Raw genomic sequence first — 12,035 nt, 5'->3', positions numbered from 1 at the left:
CCTCCAATGCGGCCAGCCGCATGGTGGCAGGCGTCCTCGCCAGCCTCGCCGAGCTTGAGCTTGAACTCGTCCGCGAACGTCGTTCGGCGGCACGCGAGGCATGTCGGATGCGCGGACAGCACATCGGACGACCTAAGGCACTCGATGAGTCGAAAGCTGCTCTAGCGCAAAGGATGAACGAGAATGGGGAGTCAGCAAGGATGATTGCCGATGCATTGGGCGTGAGCAGGGCAACGGTGTACCGAGTACTTGCCGAAGGTTCCCCCCGACAGACGAGAGATGCTTAGATACAGCCACTACGGAAGGGCAGATTTGACGACTGATCAAGATATCGAGCAGATGCGGCGACGGCGACGCAGGCAGATCGAAGTGGTCGCGCCCATGGTGGACGCCAGGCTTAAAGGTGCGGCCCAGGCTGAGCCGAACCGGCTTGTGGGTGAATGGCGCGGTAGCACCGTCGTGGATACGGCCCCTTCGCGGTATGGCACAGGAAAGCCGGTCAGCGCCGCCGAGTTGGCTAGGTACAAGGTTGTGTTCGCCCATGAGGTCGATGATGCGGTGTTCGCCGTTTGTCGTGTGCACCAGACGGCGTACGGGACGTACAGCCAAGGCGACGCGCGTAACAGCACGCCAGATACTTGGTGTCCGGGCTGTAGCAGCGACCCTACGTGGCCGCCTGGCATCGTCGACCCTGCTGTAGTGGCCGCTGAGGATCGGGCTCGCGAGGAGCGAATCGCAAAGATCAAGGCGAGCCGTAAGACCCGCATCACGAAAGCGACGCAGATCGCGACCGAACGTGGGGTCATTTCTGATCAACAGGCCGCACAGCTCGTCGCAATTTGGCAGGAAATCCGGTTGGGTGACCCGCTTGTCGCCGACCCACTTTTGGACGGCGGGGGCCGAAACTCGCCCGTGAGGTCATAGCAACCTGCGCGCGGGCGCACGCGTACCCGGGAGTGAGTTCGTCTCCGGCAAATCAGCTCGTTGCATCTCAAGGCTTTCCGATCTGACACGCCTTTGCCTGGGGGGGATCCCCTCTTGCAGTTGGACCGGACACGACTTGCAAATCGCGGCCTCTCTCTCCGGCAAAATTGAGTCGAGTACTTTCATTTTCAATTCCACGTCGACGTCCGCACGAATCAGCTAGTGTGCGCGGCCGAAACGTATGCGGCTGCAGAAGAAGCGCTCTCACGGTGTGCCATTCAGCCCTCGCGGACCTCGCGGTCCTCGCGGACTATGGAGGCGGGCAGATACCTTTCCCACGCGTCCCGCAAGTCATCGGCCGTGTAGCCCTTTACCGACGCACCATCGATCCATACATCCTTTGGACGGGTCTCGTATTCCCTTAGCAGAGAGGCTAAGTCGCGGTAGTTGAGTGGGCTCCCATCGGCATGGAACCTCTGCCAAGGTGACTCTGACAGCTCCGTCAATGCAGTGATGACGTCGTCGCTGCGCATCTTGTTGTTCGGCCCGAACACGATCCGAAGGTCGCGCAGGAGCTGGACACCGAGACTTGCCTGCGACTTCTCAGAGGTGAGGACGACTGCTGCGTCGCGTGCAGTCGCGGGCCAGTGGCCTCCCGCAGTGTCAGCAACCATGATGAGCGATTCCCACACATCGGCGGCGCGATCCTCTACTGGCATGTCGATTGGCCATGTGAAGATTCCTTCCTTCACCCACGATCCGAGTACCTCACCGAGTGCCTTGGCCTCATTTGCGTGCACACGTTCCCGCCACGGCTCCACGCATTCCGACCGCTTGCGCTTCTTCATGCGAATGATCACGGCTCGGTCGGCGACTGTATCCCGGTAGCTTCCCGAGGCCGGCGAGTGCGACTGCACAGTAGGCGGCATAGTCCTGGCTTGTCAGCCGGTTGTTTTCCCAACTACCACGGCCGGCAGTCGCATCACGGCGAAAACCAGCATTGAGAACTGCCCTCAAGTCTTCGTTGCCCTTGGCCCGCGGCCCGTAGACCGTGTCGATCTCGTCATAGAACAAGGTGGGTGGAGGCACTTCCGAGACCTTGGCCAAGATGTAGTTCGGCGTAGCTTGGCTGACCCGAACACCTCGCGGGACTAGGTGATGACTCACTTCGAGTGCGCGTGTCTTCCCGCTACCCTTTTCCGGCGACATGAACGCAAGCCGTGGTGTGGAGTCCCATTCGTCCATGCGCCAGGTGTGGGCCAACCACAGTGTGTGTGCCTGACGTGCATGTTCGTTGGGGTAGGCGATAAAGCGGGCGAGGAAGCCGTCCACTGCATCTAGGACCGCAGACCCTCCCATGCCCGCGAGATCCGCGATGTCCGCGAGACGACCAGTCGGCGCAGTCACCGCACACCACCGATCGGGGTTGCGGCTTCCGGTGCAGTAGCAGCCGTCCACGCCAGCGCGTTCCGCTCTTTGATGTCCGTCCGATCGCCGCTGATGCTTATCATCATGTCGACCACCTTCATCCAACAGCTCGGTCGCGCGGCTGATTTGGACTTCCAACCGACCTGGCGGGGGTAGCGAGCATGGCCCACGTTGAGGTCGCCGTCGCGCCAGTAGTGCCAAGCGCCGCCCTGCCACGGCCTGTCCGGCGGCGGGACATCCCATCCGACAGGCTTGCGGAAGACAGCAGGCCTAGGACGCTCGCCCTCTGCCTCAAGCTGATCTAGCGTCGGGTCGAGTACGAAGTCGCCGCAAGAGACTGCGAGATGACCGGGCCAGGAGCCGCGACCGACATGTCCTTCCCCCGCAAATGCGCCATAGCCTCGCCTGCCGAGCCTTTGCGCAAGCTCCTTGCTGGGAAGTGCCCTCGCCCGAGCGCGGAAGACCTCGGCCCCAAAACCCTGTAGTTGCAGATAGGCGACGAGAGCATGGGACGTGTGAATGCAGGTGTTCCGGACGCCCTGGATCTCGTAGGCGGCAGCATTCGCGAGTAGACACCAATTCTCTAGATCGCGGATCAGATTGACGTTCTGGTGGGCAGCCTCCGGAAAGTCGTACAACTCATCGTGTTGAGTCACCTTTTACTCCTATCGTGACAGCTCGATCAGCCCGAGGGGCCTTCAACTTGGGATGGAACCCCCTCATGCAGAAGGGATTCCGTTGTTCGTAAGGCTTGCCCGAAACCATCGCGGCTGTTGTAGCCATACGAACGCCTCAACGCTAGATGCGCAAAGAAGCCGTCAACCGGGAGCCAAAAAGCGCAGGCCAGAAGGGTAGCCGCGAGTCGACACGTTGCGCGTACGCCCGACGTGATTGTTGCTGTGATGTGGCCGTACTGTCCAGAGGGTTGCTTCCGGCGGTCGGTAACTTGCCCGAGAGGGAGGGCAACCAATAACTTTCCCGGTTCACGCCAAACTAGTTGGTATTCAATAGGACACATGACACAGGGTTCAGAAGTGATATGGCTCAGCCGAAAGCAGCTTGCGAATCGCCTCGGCGTGCCGCACAAGACACCAGCCGAATGGGCGACCAAAGGCTCCGGCCCGAAATATGCACGGTTTGGACGCCATGTCCGCTACCGGCTCAGCGATGTCATCGCTTGGGAGCATGAGCGGCTAGCAAGGGTGGGAAGCTAGGGGCGATGGCAGGTAGACCTCCCCTGCGGATAGGGCAACACGGAACTATCAGTCGCACGAAGCTAAGTAACGGCGCTTGGCTGGCAAGGTGCCGGTACCGCGATACGGACGGCGTCACGCGAATCGTTGAGAGGCGCGGTCCGGCTGATGAGTTCGACCAGTACGGCAAGCTGGCCGAGGATGCACTCATTGACGCGCTGAAGGGTCGGCGAACGCCAGCCATGGGCGACGAGGTCACGCTTGACACCCCAGTTAGTGCGCTAATCGAGCGACATCTGGAACGGTTGGCAGACGATGACCGCTCTCTTGTCACAATCTCGACTTACAAGTTCGCCGCGAAGAAGCTCAACAAGTTCATCAGTGCCCTCCGGGTACACGAGGCGACGCCAGCCCGAATTGATGCCGCCATACGGTCGATGCGGGCAACGCATGGAGCGACCATGGCACGGCAGTCCAAGACAATACTTCGCGGCGCGCTACAGCTAGCGGTGATGGCGAGCGTGGTGCACGCCAACCCTGTGCGGGATATACAAGCGATCAGGTCAAAGGCGCAGCCAAAGGGGGCGATAGCTCTTACCAGCGAGCAGCTGCGGGAGCTGCTGGCGAAATTGCACCGCTCGACTTACTGCCAAAACCAGGACTTGGTCGATCCGGTCACCGTCTTGATCGCCACTGGATTACGCCGCTCTGAGTTACTGGCGCTGCGCTGGATCGATTTTGATGCCGAGGCCGCTGAATTGTCGGTAACCGGCAAGCTAGTCCGAGCGACGGGGCACGGGTTGAGGCGGATCGACGAGACCGAGAGTGCAGCCGGTAAACGGACCCTCCCACTCCCCCAGTTCGCCGTGAATGTTCTCAGGTCGCGTCGTGGGCGGGCATTCGTTGGCGAGCAACCCATGATCTTTCCGTCGACCACGGGCGCCTGGCGCGACCCGAACAACTTCGGCAAGCAGTGGCGCGCCGTACGCGAAGACTTGGGAGCACCGGAGATAACTACCCACAGCTTCCGCAAGACCGTTGCCACGCTCATTGACGACGCGGGTCTATCTGCGCGTGTAGGCGCTGACCAGTTAGGTCATACCAAGGTTTCGATGACGCAGGACAACTACATGGCCAGAAACCGCGTTCACACCGAAGTTGCTGAGCTGCTGGACCGCGCCATAAGCGATGAATAAACGATGGATCGACCCCGTCGATCCGCAAAAAAAGGCCTCTGACGTGGGGCGGGCGGGGCTCGAACCCGCGACCAACGGATTATGAGTCCGCGGCTCTAACCAACTGAGCTACCGCCCCTAGCGATGTTCCGTAGGAAACGGTAGCCCAACGGGTTGCCATCGGCCGCCGGGCATGCTCGAAGCCCGCCGCCCTCGAAAGAGAGGCGACGGGCTTCGGGGTGCGTCACGCAGGGGCCGGCTGGCCGGGCGCTTGCCGTGCAGCCTCATCCTTCATCTTGGGAATCACGTCCGGCGCGTACACATAGACGGCCGACTCGACCTCCCATTCGGCCTGGGCCTGGCTCATCGGCGTGGTCCTGGTGATCATGTTGATCAGCTCCTGCCCCTCCCCGAACGGATTCGGGTTGGACCGGACCTGGCTGGCGAACCAACGCCCCTCGGCGGCCTCGCTGCAGTCGTTGAAGTCGGCGTTGTGCACCATCTTGTTCTGCGCCAGCAGCTTGATGTACTGATCGTCGGCCGGGGACATATTGCACGACGCCGACGCGTGCGGCGCCCCCAGCACCGCACCACCGAACATCGTCGCTCCCAAGGCAACTCCGGCGGCCCCCGCCGCCAGCGCTTGCCCGCGCGATCGTGTCATCTTCACTTCTCCAGACCCCCTCATCGTGGAATTTGCTAGTTGTCCTTCCGCGCTACGCGTCGGGTACCACCGTCGACGAGCGTGGCAAACGACGCACTCGTCAAACAGTGGGTGAACAGCGGTTAGCCAAAATCACAGCGAGCTTTACCATTCCGGCCGGCAGGGGCCACCACGCCGTCGACGGCTACCGCCGACCGGCAATCACACGGGTTGCGTTGATCACCGGCGCAGAGCGTGCCGGTGATCTATTTCCAATTAGCTGGTGAAGCCGGAGTCGTTACTCTTTGGGCCAGTCCGCATGCGCGGCCTGATCCTGGATTTTGGGGATCACGTCCGGCGCGTAGACATAGATCGCCGACTCGACCTCCCACTCGGCCTGCGCCTGGGTCATCGACGTGGTGTTCGTGATCATGTTGACCAGCTCTTGGGCTTCCCCGAACGGGTTGGGGTGGTTCCGCACCTGGTCGGCAAACCACCGCCCCTCGGCGGCCTCGGTGCAGTCGCTGAAGTCGGCGTTGTGCACCATCTTGTTCTGGGCAAGCAGCTGGATGTACTGGTCGTCTTTCGGACTCAAGTTGCAGGAGGCCGCAGCTTGCGGTGCCGACAGCACGGCGCCGCCGAGCATCGAGGCCCCCAGCGCCACACCGGCAGCCCAGACCGAGGACACTCGCATACGCGAGCGCGAACGGGTGGTTGTCATCTCCGGTCCTCCCTCTGCGGGGGCGAGGTCGCCCTCCGACGCAAACAAGCCTTCGTGTGGTGACTGCTAGCCGAGATAACGGGCCACGGCTGACAGTCACGCGGTCGAATAGTCGTCAACTCAGGCGGCGCTGCCATCTGAGATCACCAGCACATATGAGTTCACATATGAGTTTTGGTGTCGGGACATAAATTTAGCCAGTAGCAGCGGCCCGAGCGACGAACTTTTGTTTGCGTGACCGTGTACGGATGGTTAACATTCGGTGCTTGGCACCGGGCGTCGCGCCGTCGGCCGTCCCATGCCAGCCCAGCCGGCACGTCCGGACCGAATGCACCTTGACCAGCGATTACGCACCGGGCGCCGGCGGCAGGCCGCCGCCCGGCGGCCCGCCGGGCGTCAGCTGAATACGGTTTGGCCGTCGGACCCGAGCAGGTAACGCTCGGTACCCTGCTCGACGCGGGGCGCATCGGCGCCCAATGCGACGGCGACTTTATTGCTTGCATTCCGCATGATGTCAAAGGTGAGCTCGACGGCCTCGGCATCCGAGAACCGGGAGCGCACCTCGGCGGCATCGTCGACGGCGAGGTGCGCAGGGGTCCAAATTAACGCATCGGTGTAGCGCAGCGCTGCTTTGACGCGGTCGTCGAGCAACCGCGAGGCTTCGAAACGACCGATCTCGTCATACAGCGTCTCCGAACCGCCGGCATCGAGCGCCGTGCCCTCGCGCAGCGACTTGCACAACCGGCAGTTGTGCTGAGCCGCACCGCGCAACCGGACCACCTCGGAAGTGACCGGGTCCAGCGCGCGCATGCGGGCCACCGCGGGCAGGAAGTCGTTGAACACGAGATTGGCCGGGTTCGTGGTGTGATCCCACGCGACGCCGTGCACCCAAACCAAGTACTCCGAGCCGACGCCGAGTGCCTCCAGGCCGGCCCGCACCCGCGGGACGAAGTCGGCGATATACATCGCAACCACTACGCCAAAGGCGCCATCGCCCAACTGCTTGACCAGCTGGGACCGCTGCGCGCCGGTGATTGCGGACACGTCGGCGCTGAACTGCTCGGCGAACTCGGCGACGACGACCTCGGTGTCCGATTCCGGCGCACCGGCCTCGACGGGAGCCGGCAACGGCGGTAGCGACAGAGTCTCGGCACACACCCGCCGAATCAGGGCAGCGATGCGCGCCTCCGGCCCGGACCCCGGACACAGGGCCACCAATCGCGCAAGCTGATCTGTTTGGACCGAAACCGGAGCCGCCATTCGTCACACGCTAGAACGCCTCCGGCCCAGCGGCAATCGCCTATTGAGCCTGGCTCACCGACGACATATGGAAGTCCGGTATCCGCAGCGACGGCATGGCCGCCCGGGTGGCCCAGTCCGCCCACTCCCGGGGCAGTGTCTTCTCGCTCGTCCCCGCCTCGGTGGCCCGCCGCAACAGGTCCAGCGGACTCTCGTTGAAGCGGAAGTTGTTGACCGCGGCGGTTACCTCGCCGTCCTCGATCAGGTAGACACCGTCGCGGGTCAGCCCGGTGAGCAGCAGCGTGGTGGGGTCGACTTCGCGGATGTACCACAGCGTGGTCAGCAGCAGCCCGCGTTCGGTGGCGGCGATCATGTCGGCCAGCTCGGCCGACCCGCCCGTCATCACCAGGTTGTCGGCGGCGACCGCGACGTCGGCACCGAATTTGGCGGCGGTCGCGCGCGGGTAGGCCAGCGCGTTGATCACGCCGTTGCGGATCCAGTCCACCTGCCCAATCTCCATGCCGTTGTCGAACACCGACATCGTCTCCGACGAGCTGCTGACCGCGACGAACGGTGTGCACGCCAGACCCGGCGCCATCGGATCGGAGAACAGCGTCAGTGGCAATTCGGTGAGGCGCTCCCCCACCCGCGTCCCGCCGCCGGGCGCCGAGAACGCGGTGCGGCCCTCGCGCGCGCCCCGGCCGGCCATCGACCACGCCAGGTACAGCATCATGTCGGCGACGGTGGACGGCGGCATGATGGTCTCGTAGCGTCCGGCGGGCAACTCGACGGTGCGCTCGGCCCAGCCAAGCCGCATCGACAGCTCGTCGAGCAGCGAATCCATTGGCACATCGACGAAGTCGGGCGTGCCGATACCCGCCCACGCGCTTGCGTCGCCGCGTTTGCCGTTGATCTCCACCGCCCCGGCGGGCTGGGTGTAGCGTCGGCGCACTCCCGTCGAGGACGCCAGGAACGTCGTCGAAACGCTGTGGTGCGCAAAGCCGTACAGCCGGTCCGCGCCTTCAAAGCCGCGGCTCAAGGAGTCCGCGACGTCGGCGAACACCAGGGGCCCGGTGCCGGGCACCGGCGCGTTCCAATCGGCGGGCACCCCGGTGTCGGCCAGCAGCGGCGCGGCGTCGCCGGCTTCGGGCGCCGAGCGGGCCGCCTCCTGGGAGGCCGCCACCAGCTCGGGGATCACCCGCGGGTCGACCTCGGCGGACACCATCGTTCCAATGCGCGCGCTGGACCCTCGGCGCACAACGGATATGACCGTGATGCTGCGATTGACCGCCACCCCGTTGGTGGTCATCGAGTTGCCCGCCCACCGCAACGTGGCCTCGACCTTGTCGGTGACGAGCACCATGGTCTCGCTCGCGCCGCCGAGCTTGGCGGCCTCCTCGAGGACGAGGTTGACGACATGCTGCGCGCGAATCATCGGCCGCCCTCGGTCCGGGTGTTGAGCACGTTGACGCCGCGGAACAACGCCGACGGACAGCCGTGGCTGACCGGGGCGACCTGACCGGGCTGGGCCTTCCCACAGTTGAATGCGCCGCCGAGCCGCCACGTCGACGGGCCGCCCACGGCTTCCATCGAGTTCCAGAAATCGGTGGTGGTGGCCTGATAGGCCACGTCTCGCAGCTGGCCGTCCAGCCGGCCGTCACGGATACGGAAGAACCGCTGACCGGTGAATTGAAAGTTGTAGCGCTGCATGTCGATTGACCACGACTTGTCGCCGATGATGTAGATGCCGTCCTCGACACGGCTGATCAGGTCGGCGGTGCTGACGTCCTCGCGGGCCGGCTGCAGCGACACGTTGGCCATCCGTTGGATCGGCACGTGATGCGGCGAATCGGCATACGAGCATCCGTTGGACCGCGGTTGTCCGAGCCGGGGAGCGAACACCCGATCGAGCTGATATCCGACGAAGATGCCGTCGCGCACCAGATCCCAGCTTTGCGCCGCGACGCCTTCGTCGTCGTAACCGATGGTCGCCAGGCCGTGGTCTACGGTGCGGTCGGCGGTCACGTTCATCACCGGTGAGCCGTACCGCATGGTGCCGAGTTTGTCGGGTGTGGCGAACGACGTACCGGCATAGGCGGCCTCGTAGCCGATCGCCCGATCGTATTCGGTTGCGTGCCCGATGGACTCGTGAATCGTCAGCCACAGGTTGGTGGGGTCGATCACCAGGTCCGTGCGCCCCGCGGTCACGCTGGGCGCCTTGACCTTTTCGGCGAGCAGCGACGGCAACTGCGCCAGCTCGTCCGTCCAGTTCCACACGTCGTCACCGGCCAGCACTTCCCACCCGCGCCCGGTCGGTGGGGCCAGCGTGCGCATGGAGTCGAAGCTGCCCGCCGCCGCATCGACGGTGACAGCCTCCAACGACGGCTGCACCCGTACCCGCTGCTGGGTGATCGACGTTCCGAAGGTGTCGGCGTAGAACGACTGTTCCTTGACGGCGGTGAGGATGGCCGACACGTGGTCGACCCCATCGGCGCTGAGGAGGCGGCCGGAGTACTCCTCCAGCACGTCGATCTTGTCGGACACAGGGATGCTGAACGGGTCGGTGCGGTAATTCGAGACCCAGGTGGCGTCGGCGTACACCGGCTCGGGCGCCAGTTCGACGCGCTCACGGTTCAGCGTCGCCAGGGTGGTGGCCACCTGCACGGCGTGCCGGGCGGTCTCGGCCGCGACCGACGGCGCCAGCTCCGCATGCGAGGCGAACCCCCACGTACCGTCGACGATCACCCGCACGGCCAACCCGATTTCGCGGTTGACGACCGACGTCTCCAATTCGCCGTCACGCAGCTGGATGATCTCGGTCACGATGCGGTGAACCCGCAGGTCGGCGTAGCTGGCGCCGGCCGCGGTGGCCGCTGAGAGCGCGGCGTCGGCCAGCTCGTGGCGCGGCAGGTTGAGGAAGTCGGCATCGATCCCCCGGTTCGGTGTCACGGTTCCACCGTAACGGCCGTTCACCCCAAACCCGGGCGCCGCCCGCTTTAATTACCTCCATGGCCAGCGGCGCCGAAAGGACACAGCCTCGCTCCACCGCGCTGGGCTATGCCTTGCTGGCGCCCAGCCTGTTCGGTGTCGTCGCCTTCTTGCTGCTGCCCATCCTCGTGGTGGTCTGGTTGAGCCTGTACCGGTGGGACCTGCTCGGGCCGCTGCACTATGTGGGACTGGCCAACTGGCGGTCGGTGCTGACCGACCGCAACTTCGCCAACTCGCTGATCGTCACCGCCGTCTTCGTGGCGATCGTGGTCCCGGCGCAGACGGTGCTGGGCCTGCTGGCCGCGTCGATGCTGGCCCGCGAGCTGCCCGGCACCGGCCTGTTCCGCACCCTCTACGTGCTGCCGTGGATCTGCGCGCCGCTGGCAATCGCGGTGCTGTGGCGCTGGATCCTGGCTCCCACCGACGGCGCCGTGAGCACCCTGCTGGGCCACAGCATCGAATGGCTGTCGGACCCAAGCTTCGCGCTGCCGCTCGTCTCGGCCGTCGTCGTATGGACGAACGTCGGGTACGTCTCGCTGTCGTTCCTGGGGGGCCTGCTGGCGATCCCCGACGACATTCACGCCGCCGCGCGCACCGACGGCGCCACCGCGTGGCAACGGTTCTGGCGGATCACCCTGCCCATGCTGCGGCCCACCACGTTCTTCGTCCTCGTGACGGGGATCGTCAGCACCGCACAGGTTTTCGACATGGTCTACGCGCTGACCGGCGGCGGACCCGGCAACAGCACCGACCTGGTGGCCCACCGCATCTACGCCGAGGCTTTCGGTTCCGCGGCCATCGGGCGCGCGTCGGTGATGGCGGTGGTGTTGTTCGTCATCCTGATCGGCGTCACCATGGTGCAGCACCTGTATTTCCGGCGGCGGATCAGCTATGACCTTACCTAGTCGGCTCGCCATCTACGCCGGGCTGATCCTCGGTGCACTGATTACGTTGGCGCCGTTCGCCCTTGGCCTGCTCACGTCGTTCACCTCGGCGCACCAGTTCGCGACCGGCACGCCCCTGCAGCTCCCGCGGCCGTTCACCCTCGCCAACTACGCCGACCTGGGCGGAGCGGGGTTCGGCCGGGCGGCGGCCGTGACCGCGTTGATGACCGCCGTGATCCTGCTCGGCCAAATGACGTTCTCGGTGCTGGCGGGATACGCGTTCGCGCGGTTGGACTTTCCCGGACGCGATGCCCTGTTCTGGGTGTACATCGCGACGTTGATGGTGCCGGGAACGGTCACCGTCGTGCCGCTGTACCTGATGATGGCCCAGCTCGGCCTCCGGAACACGTTCTGGGCGTTGGTGCTGCCCTTCATGTTCGGCTCGCCGTACGCGATCTTCCTGCTGCGTGAGCACTTTCGCATCATCCCGAACGACTTGGTCAACGCCGCACACTTGGACGGCGCGAACACGCTGGACGTGATCGTGCATGTGGTCATCCCGTCCAGCCGGCCGGTGCTGGCCGCCCTGACGTTGATCACCGTGGTCTCGCAGTGGAATAACTTCATGTGGCCGCTGGTGATCACCAGCGGGCACAAGTGGCGGGTACTCACGGTGGCGACCGCCGACTTGCAGTCGCGGTTCAACGCCCAGTGGACGTTGGTGATGGCCGCGACGACCGTCGCCATCGTCCCGCTGATCGCGCTGTTCGTGGTCTTCCAGCGCCACATCGTCGCTTCGATCGTCGTCTCGGGGCTCAAGTGAGTCATTCGCACACCGAG

Annotated in this window: 12 protein-coding genes, 1 tRNA gene and 1 pseudogene; 6 read left to right on the top strand and 8 right to left on the bottom strand. The window is 64.5% G+C overall.

All coding sequences use genetic code 11. The annotated features are described in order from the left end of the window. Window positions 1-2: 2 nt before the first annotated feature. Both A5681_RS26410 and A5681_RS08335 read left to right on the top strand, forming a co-directional pair. Window positions 3-287: pseudogene (locus A5681_RS26410) on the top strand (helix-turn-helix domain-containing protein); the annotation flags it as partial. A 25-nt stretch (window positions 288-312) separates the two neighbouring features. After that, a complete protein-coding gene (locus tag A5681_RS08335) occupies window positions 313-924 on the top strand; it encodes a hypothetical protein (protein WP_156737900.1) in 612 nt (203 codons plus the stop codon). A gap of 278 nt (window positions 925-1,202) precedes the next feature. On the opposite strand, the gene A5681_RS27065 is transcribed toward A5681_RS08335, so the two are convergent. Next, complete coding sequence (locus A5681_RS27065; protein ID WP_197498546.1) at window positions 1,203-1,772, bottom strand: DUF3631 domain-containing protein; 570 nt, start codon at window positions 1,770-1,772, stop codon at window positions 1,203-1,205. 555 nt (window positions 1,773-2,327) lie between these two features. Beyond that, window positions 2,328-3,008: a hypothetical protein gene (locus tag A5681_RS26400; protein ID WP_082968260.1), complete on the bottom strand. Its 681-nt coding sequence runs from the start codon at window positions 3,006-3,008 to the stop codon at window positions 2,328-2,330. Between the two features lie 360 nt (window positions 3,009-3,368). Between A5681_RS26400 and A5681_RS28040 the strand changes: the two genes are divergently transcribed. Then, on the top strand, window positions 3,369-3,566 hold the full coding sequence (locus A5681_RS28040) for a helix-turn-helix transcriptional regulator (protein ID WP_082968259.1): 198 nt from the start codon (window positions 3,369-3,371) through the stop codon (window positions 3,564-3,566). Between the two features lie 5 nt (window positions 3,567-3,571). Beyond that, the gene (locus A5681_RS08325) at window positions 3,572-4,741 is read left to right on the top strand and encodes a site-specific integrase (RefSeq protein WP_067272018.1); all 1,170 of its coding nucleotides are present in this window, start codon (window positions 3,572-3,574) and stop codon (window positions 4,739-4,741) included. A 44-nt stretch (window positions 4,742-4,785) separates the two neighbouring features. Here A5681_RS08325 and A5681_RS08320 read toward each other — a convergent pair. The 6 genes from A5681_RS08320 to A5681_RS08295 form a co-directional block, all read right to left on the bottom strand. Further along, window positions 4,786-4,859 (bottom strand) — tRNA-Ile (locus tag A5681_RS08320). 105 nt (window positions 4,860-4,964) lie between these two features. Next, window positions 4,965-5,384, bottom strand: coding sequence for a hypothetical protein (locus tag A5681_RS08315; protein WP_067272418.1), 420 nt, complete (start codon window positions 5,382-5,384; stop codon window positions 4,965-4,967). Window positions 5,385-5,661: 277 nt separating this feature from the next. Then, window positions 5,662-6,057 carry a DUF732 domain-containing protein gene (locus A5681_RS08310; protein WP_067272014.1) on the bottom strand — a complete coding sequence of 132 codons (396 nt, stop codon included), beginning with the start codon at window positions 6,055-6,057 and terminating at the stop codon, window positions 5,662-5,664. 423 nt (window positions 6,058-6,480) lie between these two features. Next, window positions 6,481-7,344, bottom strand: coding sequence for a carboxymuconolactone decarboxylase family protein (locus tag A5681_RS08305; RefSeq protein ID WP_067272011.1), 864 nt, complete (start codon window positions 7,342-7,344; stop codon window positions 6,481-6,483). A gap of 40 nt (window positions 7,345-7,384) precedes the next feature. Further along, window positions 7,385-8,758: a TldD/PmbA family protein gene (locus A5681_RS08300; protein WP_067272008.1), complete on the bottom strand. Its 1,374-nt coding sequence runs from the start codon at window positions 8,756-8,758 to the stop codon at window positions 7,385-7,387. Next, complete coding sequence (locus tag A5681_RS08295; protein WP_067272416.1) at window positions 8,755-10,272, bottom strand: TldD/PmbA family protein; 1,518 nt, start codon at window positions 10,270-10,272, stop codon at window positions 8,755-8,757. The genes A5681_RS08300 and A5681_RS08295 overlap by 4 nt, the downstream gene beginning before the upstream one ends. Before the next feature lie 59 nt (window positions 10,273-10,331). On the opposite strand from A5681_RS08295, the gene A5681_RS08290 reads away from it, so the two are divergent. After that, entirely contained in the window at window positions 10,332-11,216 is an 885-nt protein-coding gene (locus tag A5681_RS08290) for a carbohydrate ABC transporter permease (RefSeq protein WP_067271997.1), read from the top strand. Beyond that, window positions 11,203-12,018: a carbohydrate ABC transporter permease gene (locus A5681_RS08285; RefSeq protein ID WP_067271994.1), complete on the top strand. Its 816-nt coding sequence runs from the start codon at window positions 11,203-11,205 to the stop codon at window positions 12,016-12,018. Before A5681_RS08290 ends, A5681_RS08285 begins: the two co-directional genes overlap by 14 nt. The last annotated feature ends 17 nt before the right edge of the window (window positions 12,019-12,035 follow it).

This window comes from Mycobacterium scrofulaceum (assembly GCF_001667885.1).
GTDB lineage: Bacteria > Actinomycetota > Actinomycetes > Mycobacteriales > Mycobacteriaceae > Mycobacterium > Mycobacterium scrofulaceum_C.
Note: the sequence above shows the minus strand (reverse complement) of the source record. Positions and strands in the feature narration are given on the sequence as shown.

Excerpts from the sequence above, each read along its gene's own strand:
- A5681_RS27065 (WP_197498546.1), bottom strand. The coding sequence starts at position 1,772 with ATGAAGAAGCGCAAGCGGTCGGAATGCGTGGAGCCGTGGCGGGAACGT.
- A5681_RS28040 (WP_082968259.1), top strand. The coding sequence starts at position 3,369 with ATGACACAGGGTTCAGAAGTGATATGGCTCAGCCGAAAGCAGCTTGCG.
- A5681_RS08325 (WP_067272018.1), top strand. The coding sequence starts at position 3,572 with ATGGCAGGTAGACCTCCCCTGCGGATAGGGCAACACGGAACTATCAGT.
- A5681_RS08315 (WP_067272418.1), bottom strand. The coding sequence starts at position 5,384 with ATGACACGATCGCGCGGGCAAGCGCTGGCGGCGGGGGCCGCCGGAGTT.
- A5681_RS08310 (WP_067272014.1), bottom strand. The coding sequence starts at position 6,057 with ATGCGAGTGTCCTCGGTCTGGGCTGCCGGTGTGGCGCTGGGGGCCTCG.
- A5681_RS08305 (WP_067272011.1), bottom strand. The coding sequence starts at position 7,344 with ATGGCGGCTCCGGTTTCGGTCCAAACAGATCAGCTTGCGCGATTGGTG.
- A5681_RS08300 (WP_067272008.1), bottom strand. The coding sequence starts at position 8,758 with ATGATTCGCGCGCAGCATGTCGTCAACCTCGTCCTCGAGGAGGCCGCC.
- A5681_RS08290 (WP_067271997.1), top strand. The coding sequence starts at position 10,332 with ATGGCCAGCGGCGCCGAAAGGACACAGCCTCGCTCCACCGCGCTGGGC.
- A5681_RS08285 (WP_067271994.1), top strand. The coding sequence starts at position 11,203 with ATGACCTTACCTAGTCGGCTCGCCATCTACGCCGGGCTGATCCTCGGT.